This is a genomic window from Serratia sp. T13T92, assembly GCF_047530105.1.
GTDB classification, from domain to species: domain Bacteria; phylum Pseudomonadota; class Gammaproteobacteria; order Enterobacterales; family Enterobacteriaceae; genus Chania; species Chania fonticola.
The window spans coordinates 1-21266 of record NZ_JBLJAK010000050.1 but is presented as its reverse complement, the minus strand read 5'-3'; the positions used below and the strand labels follow the sequence as shown (position 1 = coordinate 21266).

The 21266-nt window shown below is 46.8% G+C and carries 16 protein-coding genes and 5 pseudogenes; 19 read left to right on the top strand and 2 right to left on the bottom strand.

Translation table 11 applies throughout. The features are described 5' to 3' along the window. Positions 1 to 60: 60 nt before the first annotated feature. The 5 genes and pseudogenes from ACMV5I_RS25670 to ACMV5I_RS25650 all read left to right on the top strand — a co-directional run. Positions 61 to 615 (top strand): annotated as a pseudogene (locus ACMV5I_RS25670) (IS6 family transposase); the annotation flags it as partial. A gap of 109 nt (positions 616 to 724) precedes the next feature. Continuing rightward, a pseudogene (locus ACMV5I_RS25665) lies at positions 725 to 1240 on the top strand (helix-turn-helix domain-containing protein); the annotation flags it as partial. Further along, positions 1239 to 1378: pseudogene (locus ACMV5I_RS25660) on the top strand (IS110 family transposase); the annotation flags it as partial. The pseudogenes ACMV5I_RS25665 and ACMV5I_RS25660, both read left to right, overlap by 2 nt. Before the next feature lie 325 nt (positions 1379 to 1703). After that, positions 1704 to 2261, top strand: a complete 558-nt coding sequence (locus ACMV5I_RS25655) for a hypothetical protein (RefSeq protein ID WP_414825562.1) — start codon at positions 1704 to 1706, stop codon at positions 2259 to 2261. A 148-nt stretch (positions 2262 to 2409) separates the two neighbouring features. Then, a pseudogene (locus ACMV5I_RS25650) lies at positions 2410 to 3201 on the top strand (type IV secretion system protein TraC); the annotation flags it as partial. Here the strand turns inward: ACMV5I_RS25650 and ACMV5I_RS25645 are convergent. Beyond that, positions 3111 to 3845, bottom strand: coding sequence for a transposase zinc-binding domain-containing protein (locus tag ACMV5I_RS25645; RefSeq protein ID WP_414825561.1), 735 nt, complete (start codon positions 3843 to 3845; stop codon positions 3111 to 3113). The pseudogene ACMV5I_RS25650 and the gene ACMV5I_RS25645 sit on opposite strands and share 91 nt — an antisense overlap. 175 nt (positions 3846 to 4020) lie before the next feature. Continuing rightward, positions 4021 to 4299 (bottom strand): annotated as a pseudogene (locus ACMV5I_RS25640) (transposase); the annotation flags it as partial. Between the two features lie 1184 nt (positions 4300 to 5483). Between ACMV5I_RS25640 and tssB the strand changes: the two are divergent. The 14 genes from tssB to ACMV5I_RS25570 are packed head-to-tail and all read left to right on the top strand — an operon-like array spanning position 5484 to position 21096. After that, positions 5484 to 5969, top strand: coding sequence for a type VI secretion system contractile sheath small subunit (gene tssB / locus ACMV5I_RS25635; RefSeq protein ID WP_414825560.1), 486 nt, complete (start codon positions 5484 to 5486; stop codon positions 5967 to 5969). Further along, positions 5969 to 7450 carry a type VI secretion system contractile sheath large subunit gene (gene tssC / locus ACMV5I_RS25630; RefSeq protein ID WP_414825559.1) on the top strand — a complete coding sequence of 494 codons (1482 nt, stop codon included), beginning with the start codon at positions 5969 to 5971 and terminating at the stop codon, positions 7448 to 7450. Before tssB ends, tssC begins: the two co-directional genes overlap by 1 nt. Before the next feature lie 25 nt (positions 7451 to 7475). Continuing rightward, a complete protein-coding gene (locus ACMV5I_RS25625) occupies positions 7476 to 7958 on the top strand; it encodes a hypothetical protein (RefSeq protein WP_414825558.1) in 483 nt (160 codons plus the stop codon). 44 nt (positions 7959 to 8002) lie between these two features. Further along, positions 8003 to 8413 (top strand): GPW/gp25 family protein, encoded by a 411-nt coding sequence (locus ACMV5I_RS25620; RefSeq protein ID WP_414825557.1) that lies wholly within the window; start codon positions 8003 to 8005, stop codon positions 8411 to 8413. Beyond that, positions 8410 to 10206, top strand: coding sequence for a type VI secretion system baseplate subunit TssF (gene tssF, locus ACMV5I_RS25615; protein WP_414825556.1), 1797 nt, complete (start codon positions 8410 to 8412; stop codon positions 10204 to 10206). The genes ACMV5I_RS25620 and tssF overlap by 4 nt, the downstream gene beginning before the upstream one ends. Next, positions 10197 to 11132 carry a type VI secretion system baseplate subunit TssG gene (gene tssG / locus ACMV5I_RS25610; RefSeq protein ID WP_414825555.1) on the top strand — a complete coding sequence of 312 codons (936 nt, stop codon included), beginning with the start codon at positions 10197 to 10199 and terminating at the stop codon, positions 11130 to 11132. Before tssF ends, tssG begins: the two co-directional genes overlap by 10 nt. 3 nt (positions 11133 to 11135) lie before the next feature. Further along, complete coding sequence (locus tag ACMV5I_RS25605; protein WP_414825554.1) at positions 11136 to 13034, top strand: type VI secretion system Vgr family protein; 1899 nt, start codon at positions 11136 to 11138, stop codon at positions 13032 to 13034. 9 nt (positions 13035 to 13043) lie between these two features. After that, positions 13044 to 13523 carry a DUF6931 family protein gene (locus tag ACMV5I_RS25600; RefSeq protein ID WP_414825553.1) on the top strand — a complete coding sequence of 160 codons (480 nt, stop codon included), beginning with the start codon at positions 13044 to 13046 and terminating at the stop codon, positions 13521 to 13523. Next, complete coding sequence (locus ACMV5I_RS25595; RefSeq protein ID WP_414825552.1) at positions 13523 to 13822, top strand: PAAR domain-containing protein; 300 nt, start codon at positions 13523 to 13525, stop codon at positions 13820 to 13822. The genes ACMV5I_RS25600 and ACMV5I_RS25595 overlap by 1 nt, the downstream gene beginning before the upstream one ends. 3 nt (positions 13823 to 13825) lie before the next feature. Further along, positions 13826 to 14899, top strand: coding sequence for a type VI secretion system protein TssA (gene tssA / locus ACMV5I_RS25590; RefSeq protein WP_414825551.1), 1074 nt, complete (start codon positions 13826 to 13828; stop codon positions 14897 to 14899). Next, entirely contained in the window at positions 14896 to 15534 is a 639-nt protein-coding gene (locus ACMV5I_RS25585; RefSeq protein ID WP_414825550.1) for a type VI secretion lipoprotein TssJ, read from the top strand. Before tssA ends, ACMV5I_RS25585 begins: the two co-directional genes overlap by 4 nt. Positions 15535 to 15544: 10 nt before the next feature. Next, the gene (gene tssK, locus ACMV5I_RS25580; RefSeq protein WP_414825549.1) at positions 15545 to 16918 is read left to right on the top strand and encodes a type VI secretion system baseplate subunit TssK; all 1374 of its coding nucleotides are present in this window, start codon (positions 15545 to 15547) and stop codon (positions 16916 to 16918) included. Next, the gene (locus tag ACMV5I_RS25575) at positions 16915 to 17529 is read left to right on the top strand and encodes a DotU family type IV/VI secretion system protein (RefSeq protein WP_414825548.1); all 615 of its coding nucleotides are present in this window, start codon (positions 16915 to 16917) and stop codon (positions 17527 to 17529) included. The genes tssK and ACMV5I_RS25575 overlap by 4 nt, the downstream gene beginning before the upstream one ends. 6 nt (positions 17530 to 17535) lie before the next feature. Further along, positions 17536 to 21096 (top strand): type VI secretion protein IcmF/TssM N-terminal domain-containing protein, encoded by a 3561-nt coding sequence (locus tag ACMV5I_RS25570; protein WP_414825547.1) that lies wholly within the window; start codon positions 17536 to 17538, stop codon positions 21094 to 21096. The last annotated feature ends 170 nt before the right edge of the window (positions 21097 to 21266 follow it).

Genomic DNA, 21266 nt, shown 5'->3' with positions numbered 1-21266 from the left:
GGTCGTATTGCATTAGCTGTACTAGCATGCTTTTTTTGTAATGTTGCCTATTAATAATCTCTGATCAGAAATGCCTTTAAACGCAGGCATTATCCCATCGATATCATCGCGTAATGTGTTCGTTGGTATCTGGCTTATGCCCTCAGCCTGCGTAATATCGAGGAGATGATGGCAGAGCGCGGTATTGTTGTTGACCATTCCACGCTTTATCGCTGGGTTATCTGGCTGGCCCCTTTGCTGGATAAGGCTTTCCGTCGGCACAAGCGCACAGCCGGTCGTCGGTGGCGTATGGATGAAACCTACATCAAAGTCAAAGGTCAGTGGAAATATCTGTACAGCGCAGTGGATACGCCAGGTCAGACAATCGACTTTCTGCTAACTGCCAAACGGGACGCTGCAGCTGCCTTGCGCTTCTTTCGCAAGGCCCTTCGTCATCACGGTAAACCTGAGGTTGTGGCTATTGATAAAAGTGGGGTTAATACTGCAGCATTGGCCACGCTCAACGCCGAAAAACCCGATGAGGAAACGATTACGGTGAGGCAAAGTCAGTACCTGAACAACCTGATTGAGCAAGAGCACCGAAATATCAAACGTCGGAGTCGACATAGAACTGGGTCTTCCGCAACTTGGGTGGAGAAATATTGATGAAACTTTCTAGTTAACAAGGATCTAAGCTGTTTTAAGTGTGTGATTCATAGACATCGTTTCACTATAATGCCTCACTATGAACAGGGAAATTCAACAGCGACTCCAGTGGGTAAAACTCTATGAAACGTCCGGTGATGCGGGGTTCGTATGCCGTCGCTGTGGCATTTCTCGGCCCACATTGCGTAAATGGTGGCGCAGATATCTGGCTCAGGGCATCGCTGGTCTGGAAAGCCATAGCCGTCGCCCTAAGCGTCCACCATCAACGAAAACTGGCGCAAGCGAAGTTGCTCTGATCCTGGAGTTACGTTCTCTGCGAAATCTGGGGGCAAGGCGGATTCAGAGCGAGTTAAAACGACTTCATTCAATCTCACTGGCAATGGCAACGATTCACAAAGTTCTTTGCCAGAATCAGGTTACACCTGTTGTTAAATTTCGGCGTAAAGCTGATTTTATTCGCTACGAACGCCCTGTTCCCGGCGATCGTGTCCAAATGGATACCTGTAAGATTGGCCCCGGATTATATCAATACACATCTGTTGATGATTGCACTCGCTACAGAGTCCTGAGGCTCTACTCTCGTCGCACGGCTGCACCGTTCTGGCCAACTTGCGACTGGGTCAGAGAGTTATTACTGCGCAAAAATAACTTTATCGTTACCTGCGCTCTGGCAAACAAACTGGCCAGGATAGCCTGGGCGTTGACCACCCGGCATAAAACCTTTGAAGCATAATTATTGCCGATTTTCTAGGGCTAAACATTCACTTATCTGGTTTTGCGGATACTGATTACTGATGATATAAACGGCCAATCGGCCTGATGAAGAACCTGTGGTTAGGAGAGGCCATAAGGCCGTTGAATTTATAAGGTTCATCAGGCGCGGAACTCATCGAGGCGCGGGCATAATGCCTATTCAGACGCCGGATAGATTCATGCAAGCCAACAATATCTTCAGTATCGGTGTTGCAAAAACGGGAGTGACCATAGACTCCTAACCATGAACGTTTGAGCTGGTATGATAGGGGGGAACTCATGCACTCAATAAGTGAAGGTAAAATATGTATTTCATCGGGTATCACGGCACGAGTGAGTTGTCGGCCTTGAACATTCTCTCCGTGGGGATCCAGGAGCGGTTCCTTTCGCCAAATGGACAAATCGGCCAAGGTTTTTATATAGCGAAGATAAACGGTACGCTACCGCAATGGGGCGCTGCAAACGCAACCTACACAGCCCGCCAAAATCAGCCGTATTTCACTCGCATGATCAGCTTCTTGACCGGCGAGGCGAATAATCCATGGCTCGATAAAGCCGCTCAGCAGACGATTTTAAAAATTTACACTACGCGCCCACTTCGTCACTGTAAATGGAACATCATGAACCCGGGTGACCTGGAATTCTTGAAGACCATACGCTATGACACCGATGGCCCAGGTTTAGATCTGAAGCGCGATTGCCAATGGCTGCAGATGGTCGTACCACCAGAGGAAATTCAGTACCTGCGGTTGAGGCGAGATGACGGCATCTTCGAAAGACCGCATAACTGGATTGCTAAATCATCCTTTGAGGGGGAACGTGACTTGCGATCAGCTCCTCGTGCTCGTGCTCGGTCACTCTGATGTTGACAACCAACAGAGCCTGCCGTATTAGCGGCGAAGAGTTGTCAGAAGGGTTCTGTTGTATTAATGGGGCGATTCCCAAAGGCTCCATCTTATGTTGCCGCCATTGCCAAATGTATCCGTTGGTATCTTGTCTATGCCCTGAGTCTACGCAGGGTCGCCGACTATCCGCAGCCGTCTGGACGAAATGGTGGTGTTGCTCACCCAGTACACCCGTGATGGTGTGTACGGCAATTATTTCAATTCGGATGAACCGTCGCTGAGGGATGATGCGAGGATGGTGGTACTGGAGTTGGGCGGTCTGGAAGACCGGCCGTCGCTACTGGTTGCGGTGATGTTTTCGCTCATTCTTTATATCGAAAACCGCATTTACAGCACGCCACGTAGCCTGAAAAAGCTCAATGTAATTGATGAAGGCTGGCGACTGCTGGATTTCAAAAACAACAAGGTCGGGGCCTTCATCGAAAAAGGCTACCGTACCGCCCGCCGCCATACAGGCTCTTACATAACCATCACCCAGAACATCGTCGACTTCGACTCGGACACCGCTTCCAGTGCGGCGCGGGCGGCCTGGGGGAACTCGTCGTACAAAATCATCCTAAAGCAGTCAGCCAAAGAATTTGCCAAATACAACCAGCTTTATCCCGACCAGTATTCGCAGATGCAACGCGACATGATCGCCCGTTTTGGCAACGCAAAAGACAAGTGGTTCAGCAGTTTTATGCTGTCGGTGGAGCACCTCACTTCCTGGCACCGGCTGTTTGTCGACCCGCTTAGCCGGGCAATGTATTCGTCAGACGGGCCGGACTTTGAGTTTGTGCAGCGTCGTCGACAAGAGGGATTGACCATTCACGAAGCCGTCTGGGAACTGGCCTGGCAGAAGTCCGGCCCGGAAATGGCGTCGCTGGAGCGGTGGTTGCAGGAGCATGAGGGGATACGCCCCGCCTGCGGCAAAGCCTTGTCGGGACCACTCCGACAGCGCAATTTAACTCCTGTATCGCGATAGGTGGGTTTGGCTTGTTTTACATCATTCTTTTTAAAGAACAGGTGTCGCCAGGTGTTTTGTTTGACGTCGAGGCCGCCACGGGTGACGGAGACGTGGATATGCGGGTGCTGATTGAGCTGCCGGCCATAGGTGTGGAGTGCACAAAAGATGCCGACCTCGATACCCTGCCGGCGGACCCAGCTGAGCATGGCACGGGTGGCACAGCGAAACAGGTCGTTGAGCAGGGGCCAGTTGTTGTTGAAAAACGGCCACAGCAGGTGGGGCATGGTAAACGTGATGTGTTGCCAGTCGCAGTCGGGCAGGATGTGCTGCTGCTCGGCAATCCACTGCTCGGTGGCCTTGAAGCCGCAACTGCTACAGGCCTTGGACTTGCAGCTCTGGCAGAAGAAGCGCGAGTGTGTGCAGTTCGGTGAGGCACAGCAGTAACGGCGAACTCCCATGAGGCAGGTGCCGCAGGCGAGCATGCGCTCGACGGCGAGTTTGGTCCAGTCGCTAAGCGTGTCACCATGTTTGTCGAGATAGCGGCTCCAGCCATCGTCATGCTGGAACAGCAGCTTTGCGGGTCGCGGAATATACATTGTGCAGAGTATAGAGGGTGGTAGGGCATGGGAAAAGAGCCTCGGCGTCAGCCGGCTCACGTCGCAGACGTGCTAATTTATGCGGGTATCAGCGCGGGGGCGATCAGCCGGCACCGACGTTGATGTGAGGTTGGGTCTTAAAGACAGTTGAGGCAGCAAAGCTGCCGTGCTCGGCCCGAAGGGGCGCTACGTTCTTTTTTTCCAGCACATCCTGCAGCATCACCTTGTCGAGGCTCAGATCAGCAACCAGCCTCTTCAACCTAAGATTTTCTTCTTCGAGCTGCCGCATGTGCTTCAGCTCTGAAGGGGAAATTCCACCGTATTTTTTACGCCACGTGTAAAAGGTGGCATCAGAGATACCCAGTTTACGGCAGGCTTCAGGCACCGATGTACCCAGCTCGGCCTGTTTCAGGGCAAAGACAATCTGTTCTTCGGTGAATCGTGACTTTTTCATCGGCACAACCTCCACTCAGGGGAGTGTTTATCATGCCTGAATTCTGTTTCTGAATGGAGCAGGATTTTGGGGTAGGGTCATCACTTATAGGGAAAATCCAGCATCGTATCAACAGGCAGTATCGTGATTTTTTTCTCAAGAATCACACTAACTATAAGTGTGCAGAACCTATTGATATATATTAAAATGATTTGGTTGTATGTAATACAATCAATAAAATATATACAACTCACTAATGTGATATTATAATTATATTCTATTTAAAAAATATTGAAAAGTAAAAAAAATACTGTTTGTGGCTCACGAACTGCTACGAGAGGTCCGTATCAACGTAGTTAACACGACAGTGCTTGAAGAAGCATGGAATGTTTATGGCGAAATGATGCCTATTTTCCAGCAATTACCTGGTGCATTTGTCAGAAAAGACTTTGAACATTCCATTGATGGATTCATTACACGTTCTGTTTGTATGCGTTTGATGTTTCGCCTTTTCTGCATAAAATAAAATTTGATTGAGGAGGTAATAAATTACCCCTGCAGATAATCAATATGTAAGAAAATTTTTCCGGTCGCTGATTGAACATTGAACATTGAACATTGAACATTGAACATAGTCTGCAGCTTAGAGGGAAAGTGCTTTTGCGTCAGTAGGCTCACCTTGCATACGTGATAATTTTATGGGTGTGTAAGCGCAACCGTAGGGTATAAGCACCGTGGATAAAGTTAGGATAACCAGCGCCTGACTGCGTTGATGTGATGCTGGATATTAGATATGGTGAGGCAGCAGCGCTGAAGTGTTAGCACAGACAGTGCACTACAACTTCATCAAAAATGTGCTTTTTCTGCTGTAACTTATAGTCGTTATATTGCAACACATTGACTTATGTAAGATTTTTTTTAAATAGAAAATGTATAAATTTTTGGGGAAACTACAATACTATGATTTTTATAAAGAGATTTTTGTAAGTAAAGTTTGCGACTATCTCTCTACTTTCCATCTGGCACCATAGGGCTTGGTTAATAAATGAACAAAAGTTGACATTTAGTAAGTATACTTATCAGCTCAATCTATTGATATCTTATGGTTTTTATTAATCATTGATATATTCAGTAGTTATTTTTTATCAAATTATTGACAATAATAATGTTGATTTTTCAGCGTACCCCTATTTGTGGAATCAGGTATGAGCAGCACGCAGCACAAATTAAATAAAAATAAGTCCCCTCGGGTACAGATTACATACGACGTAGAAATAGGCGATGAACCAAAGGTCAAGGAATTACCTTTGGTCATCGGTGTGCTTGGTGATTTTACGCGATCTGATAATACGTTGCGTGAACGTAAGTTTCTTAATATTAATAAGGATAATTTCAACGAGATCATGTCGTCAATGAAACCACAGGCCGAGTTTCTTGTCGACAGTATATTACCGGGCAAAGAGGGGAAACTGCCGATTTCCCTTTACTTTAACCATGTTGACAACTTCTCTCCAGATCATATTGCATGGCAAATTGAACCACTAAGAAAACTTGTCGAACTGAGGGAGGGTTTGTGCGATCTTCGTAACCGTGCTGCCAGTAATGAAATGTTAAAAGAGCATCTTTTAACACTGCTGCAACAACCTAAACTTATCTCATCAGTATCAAGTAAAGCAAAGGATGGTGAGTGATGACTATCGAATCCGAATTAATCCAGACAATGCCAACAGTGATTACCGAGGGTTATCTGAACCGTGTTATTGATAATACTCAGGCGATCCGCCGAGAGTCTGATCGGTATCGTATGCAAGTGCAGCTGCATCATTTCCTGACTGAGGTTGTTTCTGGCGAAATTGTTGTCTCCAGCGATCTTATTGGTAGCATTGAAGATCGCATTGCTGCGATCGATGAGCTGCTATCGAGGCAAATCAGCCTTATCATTCATGCAGCGGAATTTCAGCGTAGAGAGTCATCCTGGCGTGGGCTGCATAAACTCGTCAAGGCAAGCACCACGCATAATACTCAGGTGCGGTTGCTGCAATGTACCAAGCAAGATTTAAGCAAAGATTTTAAGTCTGCTTCTGACTTTGATCAGTCAACGTTATTTAAATGTGTGTATGAAAGTGAATATGGCACATTTGGTGGAGTGCCTTTTACTGCCTTTGTCGGCGATTTTGAATTCGATAACACTCCTCAGGATATTGAGTTGCTGGAGCATATTTCCCATGTTGCTGCAGCAGCACACGCGCCATTTCTTAGCTCTATAGCGCCCGGAATGCTTTCGATGAACGATTTTTCGGAAATGCAGGCGCCACGCAATCTGGCAAAACTTTTCGATACCAGTGATTACGCTCGTTGGCGCACTTTCCGGCAAAAGGAAGATAGTCGATACATTGGCTTGACGCTTCCCAAAGTCCTTGGGCGTATGCCTTATGGGGCGAAAACAGTGAGTGTAGACACATTTAATTTTACTGAGTACTTGCGGGAAAGTACGGTCGGTTCTGACTACCTGTGGGTCAACTCTGCTTATGAATTGGCAGGGCGCATTGTACAATCCTTTGAAGAGTATGGCTGGTGTGCCTCTATCCGAGGCGTCGAGGGGGGCGGGCTAGTTGATGCGTTGCCAGCTTACCATTACATTGCTGAAAACGGTGAGCGCTTGATGCAGTGCCCAACGCAAATTGCCATTTCTGACCGTCGAGAGAAAGAGTTGTCTGACCTTGGTTTTATCCCTTTGGTACATTGCAAAGGTACGGATTATGCTGCTTTTTTTGCCGTACAATCGGTCAACAAACCACGTGAATATAATTCTGAGCAGGCAAATCTTAACGCCCATCTTTCCACACAGTTACAATACATTCTAGCGACATCTCGTTTTGCTCACTATCTGAAGTCTATAGTGCGGGATAAAGTAGGCAGTTTTATGTCGCGTAATGAATGCGAAGAATATTTGCAGAAATGGCTAATGCAGTACGTTGTAGCCTCTGATAATGCTGGGCCGGAAACTAAAGCTCGTCATCCGTTACGCGAAGCCAGTGTTGAAGTCGTAGAAGTACCTGGTTTTCCTGGAGCTTACCGTGCCATTGCTTATCTAAAACCTCACTTTCAGCTTGAGGGATTGAGTATGTCTCTGCGATTAGTCGCAAATTTACCTGCAACAGTAACTGTCTAATATCATTAATAAATAGGTGTTGATAATGGCAAAATTGAAAGACTGTCAGTTTATTGAAATTAAAATTGACAATAAGGTGGTATCTGGTTCCTCTGAAGAGAAAAAATACAAAAACTGGATGGAGGCTTATTCTCCAGAGGGGCTGTCCTCCTACTCAGGGAAAGATGGCGCCCACTTTGAATCTGTCCATGCTTCTATTCTTGTGACAAAAGATAGTAGCAATTTGTATGAAAAATATTTACAGCGTGGATACAAAAAAATCATGATAACAATTGTTCATCGTGGTTCAGACCATTTTGACAAGGATTATGAAATACAACGCACTGTTTATAATAACTGCAGTATTAATTACATACGCTTTGAAATGCGTGAGAAACTATTTATGAATATTTCTTTTGATTTTGAAGGGATGGTGGAAGTGACCTTTAACGTGCCTAATGCGACGGACACAAGCTTGGATAAAATCGGTCCTATCAAATACGACATTCCAGAAAAGGCTCTTAAGTAATAACGTTAAATACAGTGATTATTATTATTTTTCGAGAGTTTAAAATGCCATCATTATTGCAACTTCTCAGTGATAACAACCCTGATAGGGACGAGGATTTTTTCCTAAATGAAAATAAAGACTGTCTATTTAATGAGCTTAAGATGCTATTTTATTCATGCTCACGCTTAGCATTTATTGAGGGGGTTCCCTTTGTTAACGGTTCTGTTTTAAATTACGGAATTAATACTTCAATGACGGGATTGACTGAATTCGAACAGCGGAAACTGGTTATAGAACAAAGAATAAAAGACGTATTAGATCGCTTTGAACCCCGGCTTACTGAGGTCGTGGTGAAAGTTAGTTCTTCTCTGCCGGTTAAAGTCATTTTCGACATACAGGCGCAGTATCGGGAAGAAACTATATTTTTTCAACTAGTATGGGATGATTGTGCTTATAGGATTTCGTTTGTATGAATAGACTGCTTTCATACTATCAGAAGGAGCTGGTTTTTCTGAAACAGCATGGCAAAGCATTTGCTCATCGCTTCCCTAAAATTGCCAGACGGTTAGGCTTGGTTGACGGAGGTTCGGAAGATCCTCACGTTGAAAGACTCATAGAATCTTTTGCCTTATTAACTGCACGGATCCACCAACGATTAGATGACGATATGCCTGAATTGGCAAATGCGCTTCTCACGACACTTGCCCCTCAGTTTCTTCGAACTATTCCGTCTACTTGTATTTTGGTTATTGAGCCTGATAGGTTTAAGAGTGGGATAACCGAAAAAACGACTATCCCTGCTGGGACGTCGTTGTTTTCACGTCATATTAGTGAGGCGGTCTGCGAGTTTCAAACTGTTTATGCCGTCACACTTCTTCCTCTTTCGATTAGTAATGCGCGGTTTTTTTTTGATAAAAATGGGATGAATTGGAGTCTGCATCTGCGATTTGATGTTTGGTCCGGAGCATCGCTCAAAAGCGACAATTTACGCGTATTTCTGCATGGTCCCAATAATGCTGTGAATATTATTTATACCTTGTTAAGTTCGGCCATAAAATCGCTGACTCTATATTACGGCGAGCAGTATTTTTCTCTAGAACGTAATGCGGTAGGTCCGGTAGGCTTTCAGGCTCAAGAGGGGGTATTGGACAAAGACCCAAGAATAGCGCCAGTTCATGCTTTACTGCAGGAATATTTCTTTTTTCCACAGAAGTTTCATTTTCTGGATTTTCAGTTACCCAAACAGTTCAGTGCTTCGGCCAATACGACGTTCGAACTTGCGGTAGTGTTTAACCGCACGTATCTGGAGTCTCATCTGGAGATGCTGGCTGAACTCATTGATGAGCAATTCTTCAGACTGCACTGTACGCCAGCTGTGAACCTGTTTACTAAATGTGCCGAGCCTATCATGCTCAATGAAAGAACAGCAGAATACCCTGTGATACCAGATATTCGCTTGCAGGATAAGATTGACATCTGGGCCATCAACGATGTGGTTGCTCAGACTAAGAGGAATGACAATATCGTCATACGCCCGGTACATCCGTTGTTGGGTATTCAGCATACGCGCCAGCCCGAGGGGGCTGAGATGTACTGGCAAAGCTTTAAGCGTCAAACCGTGACAGAGAAGGGAACAGATAACAAAGTGTTTATTGCTTTTGCCAATACAACCACTGATGTTGCCACATCAGACGGTGATATTGTTACGCTCAGCCTTTCATGCACCAATCACTCGCTACCTAGCCAGATGAAGAATGGTCATCCAGAAGGCGATTTTGACGGAGATATGCCACTTGCCGCACTAAAAATATTCGCGTTGAACCGGCCAACCCGCCCTATTATGCCGCCTGCTAGTAATGCGTTGCAGTGGCGTCTGATTTCTCAACTATCCATCAATCATATGTCGCTTGGGGGTACAGATGGGGCAACTATTTTACGCGAAACCTTAATGCTATATAACGTTCAGGAGCTTCCGCAGATTGCACATATGATCGACATGCTGCTCCACATTAAGGTCCAGCCGGTGACTGCGCGGCTAAATTCGAATGACCCCCATTCGCTTGCCAGAGGCGTCGAAATGACACTTATTTTCCATCAGGACATGCTCCATGAGCCTGAATATTATCTACTATGCTGTTTTCTCGACCATTTCCTCGGCCTCTATGCTCCCGTCAACAGTTTTAGTCGCGTGACTACGCTAATCGAAAATGAGCCGTATACTCGTCACACTTATCCGATCCGGGTAGGGAGACTGTCGTGGATTTAACCCGCATTACCAGCAAATTCAGTTTCTACCAGCAAATCAGAGTATTACTTCGTAAACTTCGCGATGGCAAAACGCCCATGCTTGAGATACTGGACAGGAAGTTGTCGCTAGCATCGATGCTTTCACTGAAAAACCCGAATGGCCAGGTTGCGAATATCGTACGTCAATTACCGGAAGAACGACTCAAAGTCACCTTATGGCAAAATGGACTGACAGGTGTGCAGGGGGCGTTACCGACGGCCTATACTGAGTGGATGATAGCGCGCCATTACCGTTATGGTGACGATAGTGCCAAAGCCTTTCTGGATATGTTCGATCATAGACTTTATTGTCTCGACTATTTAGCGTGGCAAAAGAACCATCTCTATGCGCAGGCAGAATTTGATGCTAGGCCACTTGTGCAACAGGTTACACAAGCTTGTACGGGATTTCTAACGGCAGCATCAGAACGTTACACACATCTTTTTTCCTCACCGGTAAGGACCGTTGTTAACCTGGAGTCGTGGCTTAGTCATTACTTTAACGTTCCTGTGCAAATTCGCCCATTTACTGGCAAATGGTTACCAGTAAGTCAAAAAGAACGCTGCTATTTAGGTCATTTTGGCCAGAAACTGGAAAGTGCTCCAATCATTGGTTCTGTGCGTTGGGATATCCAGTCTCACTTCGACGTGATATTAGGGCCAATGGAGCAGGCTGCTGCGCAGTATTTCATTCCTCACGGAAAATACTACCACGAAATCTGGCAACGTATCCGCGAATACGTTGGTCCTGTGTTGGACTTCTCTATTTACCTCGAAATAAAACATAGCAAAGCGGTTCCTCTTGGTGCAGGTCAACTCGGATTCAGTGCTTCTATTAGCCAGAGTGATGCAATGTCGGTGCGTCAGGTTTGTCTGCCTGTTTGTGAATCTTTAATCGGAAGCTGAGAGATGAATGTAAAAGCGCAATTTAGAGAAATGCAACACAGTCACTTTCTGCAATGGAAAGGTGTCGTTGCCGATGACCTACTCTTGCTTTCGTTAACGGGCAAAGAATCAATTTCTGCTCCTTTTATCTACCAGTTGCGTTCATTGACCGAACTGGATGAAAATGACATTGCGGCTTTGCACGGTAAACCAGTGTCCTGTCAAATCGGCACAGGTGAATATCAATTGCCTAAACGACATGTACACGGCGTTATCACACAGATCACTTGCAATCGAGACAGAGATAATCAGATTCTGTGTACGCTAACATTGGAGCCTGCTTTCGCGCTGCTGCGTCTTGGCAGGTCGATGCGTATCTGGCAGAACATGTCTGTACCTGATATCGTCAGCTCGCTGCTCAGCGAGCAGGGCATCTCCGCAGTGGATATACAATTGCGGCGCGCTTACTCGAAGCGTGAATACTGTATGCAGTATAGAGAATCAGACTTTGATTTTATTTGCCGTCTTTTGGAAGAAGAGGGAATTTATTACTTTTTCACACACAGTGAAGCGCAACATCAATTGGTTCTTGCCGATCATCCGGCGGCGCACCCCGAAAGTTCCTCCACGCTGTGTTGGCATCACCATGGCAATATACTGACAGCCGGAAACATTGACCGCTGGTCCTCGTGTACCTCAATTATCCCCGAGGCCGTAATGCTGACGGGGTATAACGTGCAACAAGCCGCCCATATTTCACACAAGTTAACATCCATGAAGGAATATCCTCAGGCTAATCACGTTACCCATACGGATATTACGCCGTACGGCGAGCGCGACCAAGTTATTGGCATGACAAAAAAAATTATCGATGCCTATGAAGCCAACACCCGTTTTTTCGAGGCACAGGTAAATGCTCACTGGCTCAGTTGCGGAGAGGTCTTCGAATTTAGAGAGCACCCGACTGACAATGGGCGTTATCGTATTCATCAACTGACTATTGATGCTACCAATAATTTTGAGCAAGGGGTCAGCCACTGCAACAGCATGATCCAAGCATTGCATGACAGTATCGTCTGGCATCCCATTTGCTCCCGCCAGTCAAGAGATATTGCGGGCGTTTTGACAGCCAAAGTGGTGGGCCCTGCCTCCGAAGAGATACACACCGACGAATATGGCCGTATCAAAATCCAATTCCCGTGGGATAACGAAAATCAGCATAACCACACAAGCTCTTGTTGGGTCCGGGTCTCCCAGCCCTGGACAGGTAATCGATTTGGTGGCCAGTTTTTACCGCGTATTGGCAGTGAGGTACTCGTCAGCTTTATTCAGGGTAACCCGGATTTTCCACTGGTCACTGGCACTGTCTACAACGGTCAGAATTGCCCTCCCTTCCCCCTTCCGGGTGAAAAAAATGAATCGGGGTTCGTATCGCGCAGTTCCGGCAAGGGCGGTATGGAAGAAGGGCATCGTCTGAGCTTTAACGATACGAAAGGCGCAGAAAAACTGACTATGACCGCCCAAAAAGACCTCCAGCTAACGGTAAAGAATGACTGGACCAGTCTGGTGAATCGCAAAGTGATTTGTAAAATTGGCGCCGATCGTGACACCGAGATCACTGAAGGTAATGAGACTTTAGTACTAAAAAAAGGGCATTTGCAGCATCAAGTCTACGGTAATTACACCCTCACGACCACAGGCTGTAGCATCAAGACCAAAAAAGCCTGTGTTATAGAATCAAACAAATCTATTACGCTGAAAGTGGGTTCTTCCCGGATTGTCCTTACACCAGTAGGAATTACTCTCAGTGGTAATATCATCAAAATAGACGGATCTTCAATAACAGAGTTGAAAGGTGCGATGGCCAAGATTATGGGCAAAGGCATGGTGCGGATCCAAGGTGGAATAATCAACATTGGTTAAGGAATGACAATGTCAGTACAGCGTATTTACCCCTCTGCCGTCGCAGACTGCTGGGGCTATGAAGCCTTGCAGCTTGTCAGCTCTGGGAGGTGGGAGCAGGCCCTCCAACTGTGGACAGAACAGGTTGACCCAGCCATGTTATGTGTCTGGGTTGCCGAGATAATAGCGTTAGGAAGGACGAGAGATGGCCAGTTGCTTGATGAAATACGTAACTGGTCAGTCCAGAAAAGTGATTCGCTAAGATGGAGGATCTTTCATCTGGCGGAGGATCAGGGTTTTGATACACCGACAGGTGCACTTGGTCTCTCGTTGTTCTGGAGCGAGGGGAGTATGAGTCTGGAAGGACTTGAACCCATTTTTCCAGACTCACAACTTAGTCGGCAGATGTGCCATTGCATGTTGCTCATGTGGGTAATTCAAAGCACAGATAACCCAGAGGAAGGCGCTCGTAATTTGTTAACACAATGGATTAATGAGGAAAATAAATAATGGAGCAACCCGCTGCCCGTATTTCAGATATGCATGCCTGCCCAATGGTGTCGCCTGGGTTGTATCCCATCCCACACGTAGGTGGGCCAATCATCGCTCCTGGTGTGTCAACGGTACTGATTGAGGGAATACCTGCTGCGACAGTCGGTAGTCTTGCTGTTTGCACTGGCCCTCAAGACAGCATCGTGAAGGGGAGCACAAAGGTGCTCATCGGTAACAAGCCAGCAGCGCGCATGGGCGATGCCTGTGCCCATGGCGGTATAATTACCACCGGCTCAACTCACGTGCTATTGGGATAAATTATGTTATCAATTGAACTCGACATGACAGCGCTACTCTTGCCGATCACCGAGGAAAACCCTAGGGGCAAGAGCCTTGAATATGAACCGATCTATGACGACATCCGTCAAGCGCGGGAAAGTGACCCAGACTATTTACACGGCGGTGAATGGACTGCTTCAGCGCCACGTCGTGCTGACTGGGAAAAAGTGCACAAACTTTGCTCACTAGCTCTCACACGGGAGAGCAAAGATCTGCAACTATGCTGTTGGTTGGTTGAAGCACAAACCCACTTACAGGGTATTGACGGTATTGCTATCGGGCTGCGCTTTCTTGGCGAATTTATGACACGTTTCTGGCAGCAGTGTTGGCCGGAACTTGATGAGGATGGCGGAACCATCCGTTACGCAAAGCTCAGCAGGCTTGACCGCGACATTAGCCAGTTTATGTATACCTGTCCACTTCTGCAGCACGAGTCTTCCTCGCTGGCACACTGGCGCAAAGTGCTGTCATTTGAACACAAGGTGTCTTCCAAGCCACACGCGAAGGATGAGTTGGTCATGGAGGAGGGGGACTTCACGCTCGAGAGCTTTGAGCAGCAGAGCGCCTCATTTTGTATTACTGCCATCAGCCCACAGGCAGACCGATTGACAGGAATACTTGAACAACTCAATGAGCTGGATGACTGCTATTTATCACTCACTAAAGAAGAGAACCATGCTCTCTTTAGCCAAACCCGCCAGACCTTAATTGATATGCTGAGTTTTCTGCGCCGTATGATGCAGCAATATATGCCTATCGACAGCGATATTAGTCTCATGGATGCTATCGTGTCATGCGAAAAGCCCAGCACCGTGACTCAACATAGTTTGCCCGCTGACAAATTGCGAATGTCGCGCAATATTGCTATCAATCAGATGTTGGATATTGCTCATTTTTTCCGACAATCCGAACCCTCAAGTCCCGTTCCTTTCCTGATGGAGCGTGCTGCCCGTTGGGCAAATATGACACTGACGGAATGGCTGGCAGAAATGCTCACCGACAGTAACAGCTTGCGTGACATTAACCATGTACTAAAAGGACAAGATAAATCATGAAAGTCCTAACCCCTTTATTGATGGTGACGCTGATTTTTTTCCTGGGCGGCTGTGCTGATCCGCGTTCAGGAACAACAGAATCTCAAACGATAACGCAGGTTGAAGCGCCCTTTTCGGCAGGGGCAATCATACTGAATGTGAAGGCTGAACCAGGGCTTAACACCTGGAACTGGATGGCTAACAGTTGCACATTGCTGGTGATCCAGGCTCAGAACGCCAGTTCACTTAACACGTTGCTCTCCAGCCCGACGCAGCTTAAAAACCTATTTGGTGGTGCTGTTGCTATAGAGGGGCTGTTAAAGGTTGACCGATATGTCGCGATGCCAGGACAGTATACGACTTTGCATATTGACCGTAGTGAGAATACCCGGCAAGTAGCGATTGTGGCGGGTTATTACCCGTTCCCCAGAAAACAGCATATGGCATTGTTTGCAATACCTATCACCACCGCCCGTCAGGGATGGTGGTGGCCAGAGAGAGAGTCAACGCTTGCACCGCTTACAATTGACATCACGCTGGGTAGCAACAGTATCACCCGTATCAACGGCGCTGTATATAGTCCTGCAGTTTCTACATCGGCGGCTGACTTATACAAATTGGAAAACGCTGTAGCTCTCACTGAGTCAGCAAACTAACAGAGGCAACATGTATTCTGAAGAGCAACAGATTTACTGGTATTCGGGGCTTTACCTTCAGCCTCAGCATTTCCAATCTATCGATTTACACCACAGCCATATGCTGGCGCGTCAGCGACAACTCACTCAGCCATGGAACACAGGGATTGTCAGTGTGGATATCAACTATGAAGCACTATCTGATTTTGTGCTGAAAATCGATAATCTACGTGCCATTCTGCCCTCGGGGCATTACCTGGAATACCCTGGTAACTGCCAGGTTGAACCATACTCGTTTCGTGATGCCTGGAAGGCGCGTGAAAAACCTTTCATGCTATGGCTAGCTCTGCGCCGTTTTGATCCCACGCAGACGAATGTAGCTAATGATATGACCTCTTTTACCCACAGCCGTTGGATAATTAATAATAGCGATGAGGTGATGAAAGACGTCTATCACAACGGGCCTGACAGCAAGATCTCGCGGATTGTTTACCATGTTCGCATTTTCGGCGAAGATGAAAAAATAGCTGCTGGTGATTATGAGTTCCTACCTCTGTTGCGCCTGTGCCATGACAACGATCGTGTGATACTTGATCCTACATTCAGTCCGCCTGTTGTCACGCTAGGTGGCTTCCCAACACTAAAAAGAATGCTTGAAGGGTTGTTCGCGGAGCTGGCTGGCAGAGCACATAGGCTTGAGGAGTACAAACAGCCGGAAAGACTAAGTGCAGTGGGAGGCTCGGACAACCTGGTCCAGCTGTTGGCGATGCACGCATTAAACCGGGCGCTCCCCATGTTCAATCACTATTGCAAAACACCAGCCTTACATCCATGGCACATGTATGGTCTGTTAGCACAATTGGTCGGCGAGCTTTCTTCTTTTAATGATGTTTGTTCTTTTACGGGCGAACCGACATTGCTGCCCTACGATCACTCCCATTTAATGGATTGTTTCAACAGCGCGAAGAAGACCTTGATCACCCAGTTGAACAGTCTGGTACTGGAAAATAATACTTACATTTCCTTGCAACCAGACGATCAACGCATTTTTCATGCCGATATCACAGAGCTACTTACCCGACCATCTCAGTCGGTGTTACTGCTTTTAAATTCAAAGACACAGGGAGTCTCTTCTGCGTGGGTCCCTGATACCTCGGCATTCAAAATTGCTCCACGTCATAATATTGGCGGATTGATCCAGCATGCTTTACCAGGAATCACGGCCAATATGATGACCATGCCGCCTCGTGGAGTTCCGAACCAGAAAAATGTGATTTATTTTCAGCTTAATCAGCATGAGTCGCTGTGGAGCAGCATCGAACAATATCAGAATATTGCCTTTTATTGGGCTGAAGCACCGGATGATTTGCAGGTTCAACTCGTGTTGATGGTGCCCTCATCATGAGACTACTGTGTTGTTACCTCCCCGTTTTCACCTTGGTTGCGCGACTTGAATATCACACCGAAGATTTCTCTGATTATCACCATTTTCATCAGAAATGCATTAGATCTATCGAGCAAGCCGTACAAGACGCATTGCAGTTGGAACTCTCGGACAGAGAAAGGGATGACGCGCTGTTTGCTGTGGTGGTTTGGCTTGATGAACGTATTCTGAGCTCAGCACTCCGCGAAAGTCAGCGCTGGCGTACCAACTTAATGCAGCGCCGATACTTCCAGACCACCGTTGGCGGCAATGAATTCTTCAATCGGTTGAACAAATTGGAAGAGGAGCACCAACAGGCCAGGAGCGTCTATCTGTTTTGTTTGCAATGTGGCTTTCACGGAAAGTATGGCACACAGGATGCGGACGACCTCGCCACCGTGATCGAACAACAACGAAAGCGTTGTTTGCCCAAAAACTGGCAAGAATGGCCTAATAATGAAGCGATCACACCAGTCACGATTCCCCAACGTCGATCTCCCTTATCGGAAAGACATCTCATGAAGTGTGCACTTCTGAGTATTACGTTGTTTTATGGCTTCCTTTTACTCGTTCATACCCTTTACTTTTTATAAGATCACATGTTTAAAAAATTATTCTCCTTCGCTGGCTGGCTGTTGCTGTTATGTCTTATCCTGCTGTGTTGTTTTATTGCGGGGGTTGCGTTGAACTGGAAAAGCTCGACGATTTTTATCGTTTGGCTGTGCGTTCTTTTGGTTTCATTGATCTCATGGTCGTTTCTATTATGGGTATCTTTAGTGGTTAAAGAGAAAAAGATACACCGTTATTTTCAGGCGTTCAGCCTGACACGCCGGGAACAGGTCCTGTTCAAAAATTGGCGAGCTGGCGCGAAGACACTCAGACTCCTTCAGCGGAAAAACCGCGCTATGCCTTGGTATATCATGATGGGGGAGCGGTGTGGTAAATCGTCACTCTTGGCTAGTGCCGGTCTGCCGATGTTTGCAAGTAGCATGGAGGATAGCAGTGTCGTGCCAACGCAGACTTTCAGATGGTGGTTTTTCCAAAATGTCTGTTTTCTCGACCTTTCTAGTCGCTTTTTGAGCGGCAAGGGCTCATTTGATCGGACATGGCTCAAGTTGGCTCGCTGGATCGTCCGGCTTCCCACCCCGGCGGGCGTTGTGATCGGCATTTCTGTCAGCGATCTGATTAATAGCGACATTAACGAATTGCAGTTCAAAGCACGCCAAATCCGCATTCAACTTGAGCAGTTAATCAGCAGATTCAAGTACCAACTCCCAATCTATATTACGATCAACAAGTGCGATAAGTATCCCGCCTTCAAGCAATGGGCTGAGCTGCTATCCAGGACTCAGCAACAGCAGGCTCTCGGATATTACTGGCATTCTCCACCCAACATTGACAGTAATGATGTGACAACGCTATTGCCATTGTTTACTACACTGAAAGAAGGATTTGATCTTGCCCGCCTCAGTATGACTGGCACACCGATGATTACAGATACTCAATACGAATTGCTGGAGTTTCCTGAAAAATTTGATCAATTACAAGCTCCACTATGGAGGTTTATAACTTCACTTTGTGAGCCTGACACCTACTTTACCAAGGCCCCGCTCGCGGGTGTATGGTTCACTAGCAGTGAAGAGCAAGCTCAGAATAAACGTCAACGCACATCGTATTTCGTTCAGGAACTGCTCACCCGCCATTTCATCGCCTTTAGTCTTTCTCGCGAAGTTATCTGGCGGCAGAGTAAAATGCGTAGAATTGCTCTCACCAGCCTACTGCTGTTGGGATGCGTGGCAGCGCTCAGTTACAGTGCGATTAAAAGTGCTGCGCTTATGCATCATGATACCTCAGTACTTGCTCCACCGGAGTTGGTGGAAGTGCTGTTACGCAATGAAAGCCGTTATGTATCTCCTTTGATTTATTGGCCATTTTCTCTAGTACTTAGTGAACAGTATCATCAGATTGAACAACAATTGGTGACAAAATTATCACCACGTCTGTTAAACATGCCCCAAATGGTGGCCCGTTATCAGCAGAAGTTTATTGTCGCCTCAGCAATGACTCAGCGTCAGATGGCTTTGGATCTGGCACAAACCATCATCACCTTGCAAAGTATGCGTGATGGTGAAACGCTTGAGGAGTTAAAGAAAAGAGACAGTACAATAAGTGAATGGCAATTAGTCTCAACGGAGCACACTTTATCGCCGCAGGAAATATTGGTACTCCAGCGTTGGATGATACAACAGCCTTCGGGGACAGAGCATATCGCTGCGCTACGACGCTTACTGTCAACGTTGCTCAACCACGACCCCACCTTGAAATGGTTATTAGCCCCGGAAATTTCGTTACAGGCCGTCCAGCTCAAGGATTTTTGGCCGCAACACATTGTGCGCTCATCGCCATCAGGGAACTGGACACAAGAGGATAGTGTACGCATCAAGCATGAGCCATGGCTATTAGCGCCGGAGGCATCATTACCGGCTGTTCAGCTCAAAGATTTTTGGCAACAAAATACTGCTGCTACGTCACTGTCCGGGGTCTGGACTCGTGAGGGCGACGTGCGGATCAAGCAGTGGATCGCACAGTTCAACCGTGCAAGTCATTTAAAACAACCAGATCCTGTTCTAGTGCGTTTTATTGAAACACTACCTGCCAAACGTCAGGATGCTTGGAGACAACTGTTGTTAGGGGTCTCGCAGGCGCTGCAAAATATCAAACCCCACTCTCAATCTCAGAGTCAACTTATCGCCTTAAGCCGAGGAGATAGTCCTGCTATCCGGTTTGCTCAGCGTATTAGCGATGAACTTGAGGATATTCCGACAGAAGAGGCTCAGCCCTGGTTGAGCGAACTGCGTCGGTTTACAAGATTGCAAACAATGTCCTCTGGGGCAGAGTCTCTCCTGAAATTGCAAGAGACGGATACAAGGATGAGAAACGTTTTCACAAGGTGGCTTCACGGTCCGAAAAAACTCATGCCAGATCGACCATTGAATGAGCAGATTCATGCCTGGGAGATGTGGCGCGGCTCGCTTAGCGCAGCGTCTAATGAGGCTCTTAGCAAGGCCTCGTTAAGTCCAGAGCTCACCAGAGGTATGTTTACGCCAGAGTCTGAGGTGGAAAGCAGCAATCCATTGATTACGCTTTTCGCAAACTATGAAAGGTTACGTCAAACTTTGGCTCCGCAACGTCAACAGCTTGGTATCGACGCAGTCTGGGCGCTGTATAAAAGCGATGCTAGCATGCTCCTCTCTCACGCTGTAGCCCGTTCCAGTTGCTGGTTAAATACCGCATGGCAAAGCAACGTTGTCTGGCCGATGCGTAAGAACATTGGTATGCAGGATCACGCTTCTCAACGCATACTTGCCTGGCAATATATAAGCGACTTTATGCAGGGGCCTGCAAAAGGGTTGTTCATCGTCACCGATCATGGGCCGCAGACTGGGGAATTTAACGGACAAACGCTGAGTGTGACGCCTGAGTTCCTGAATCTGGTACGCCATATACTTGCTCCTGACGACATATTGGACCGTACAGACCGCCAGAACACGCATAATGATGACCGCTTAGCTGAACTCACCGAAGAGATTATGCAACTCAGACAACAGCAAATTGAGCTTGAGAATGAACAACATAATATTGATGTTGTTAGTGAGCCTGTAACAGTACCAGAAGGAACCCGAATATTTCCAACAGGTACAAGACTAACTCTGTTGTGCAAAAAAAAGGCTACGGTGTTTAACAGTATGAACTTTGCTGAACAAATGCAGTTTACCTGGCAGCCCGGTCAATGCAATAGGGTAGACCTAGATGTCCAATTCCCTGACTTTAGCGTGCAATATCGTTATGACGGTGCCAGTGCCTGGCCCGATTTTCTTGAAAAATTTAAACAAGGGGAGGTGCTCCTCGCTACCCAGGAGTTTGATAAAAATGCCCATATGTTGGCTGAACAGGGTATCAAACATGTGCTAGTTCGTTTTAAGCTTTCTGAACAGCAGACGTTGCAGCAATCATGGAGGCAGTGGCTTGAGAATGAGCATTCTATCGGCGAGTTGATACAACAACAGAGGGGTATTGAACAGTCTCAGAGAAAGCAATCTAGAAGTGTACTATTGAGAAAACTTTCTTTGCTTCCAGATAATGCAGCCATTTGTCGATAAATCGACAGTATTAGTTGACCACTACAATCGCAGCTATGTGTCGTGTTCATGGTTAGGAGTTTGGATCGTTTCTTTTGAGAGCGCCTAGCCATGAACGTAGCGCGCCGTATCCCCCTGATGGTGCAGCATCGCGATGAGTTATACGTAAAAACGCCGGTTTTGCTGTGTTT

Coding starts and splice junctions, on each gene's coding strand:
- ACMV5I_RS25655 (WP_414825562.1), top strand. CDS start 1,704: ATGTATTTCATCGGGTATCACGGCACGAGTGAGTTGTCGGCCTTGAAC.
- ACMV5I_RS25645 (WP_414825561.1), bottom strand. CDS start 3,845: ATGTATATTCCGCGACCCGCAAAGCTGCTGTTCCAGCATGACGATGGC.
- tssB (WP_414825560.1), top strand. CDS start 5,484: ATGAGCAGCACGCAGCACAAATTAAATAAAAATAAGTCCCCTCGGGTA.
- tssC (WP_414825559.1), top strand. CDS start 5,969: ATGACTATCGAATCCGAATTAATCCAGACAATGCCAACAGTGATTACC.
- ACMV5I_RS25625 (WP_414825558.1), top strand. CDS start 7,476: ATGGCAAAATTGAAAGACTGTCAGTTTATTGAAATTAAAATTGACAAT.
- ACMV5I_RS25620 (WP_414825557.1), top strand. CDS start 8,003: ATGCCATCATTATTGCAACTTCTCAGTGATAACAACCCTGATAGGGAC.
- tssF (WP_414825556.1), top strand. CDS start 8,410: ATGAATAGACTGCTTTCATACTATCAGAAGGAGCTGGTTTTTCTGAAA.
- ACMV5I_RS25605 (WP_414825554.1), top strand. CDS start 11,136: ATGAATGTAAAAGCGCAATTTAGAGAAATGCAACACAGTCACTTTCTG.
- ACMV5I_RS25600 (WP_414825553.1), top strand. CDS start 13,044: ATGTCAGTACAGCGTATTTACCCCTCTGCCGTCGCAGACTGCTGGGGC.
- ACMV5I_RS25595 (WP_414825552.1), top strand. CDS start 13,523: ATGGAGCAACCCGCTGCCCGTATTTCAGATATGCATGCCTGCCCAATG.
- tssA (WP_414825551.1), top strand. CDS start 13,826: ATGTTATCAATTGAACTCGACATGACAGCGCTACTCTTGCCGATCACC.
- ACMV5I_RS25585 (WP_414825550.1), top strand. CDS start 14,896: ATGAAAGTCCTAACCCCTTTATTGATGGTGACGCTGATTTTTTTCCTG.
- tssK (WP_414825549.1), top strand. CDS start 15,545: ATGTATTCTGAAGAGCAACAGATTTACTGGTATTCGGGGCTTTACCTT.
- ACMV5I_RS25575 (WP_414825548.1), top strand. CDS start 16,915: ATGAGACTACTGTGTTGTTACCTCCCCGTTTTCACCTTGGTTGCGCGA.
- ACMV5I_RS25570 (WP_414825547.1), top strand. CDS start 17,536: ATGTTTAAAAAATTATTCTCCTTCGCTGGCTGGCTGTTGCTGTTATGT.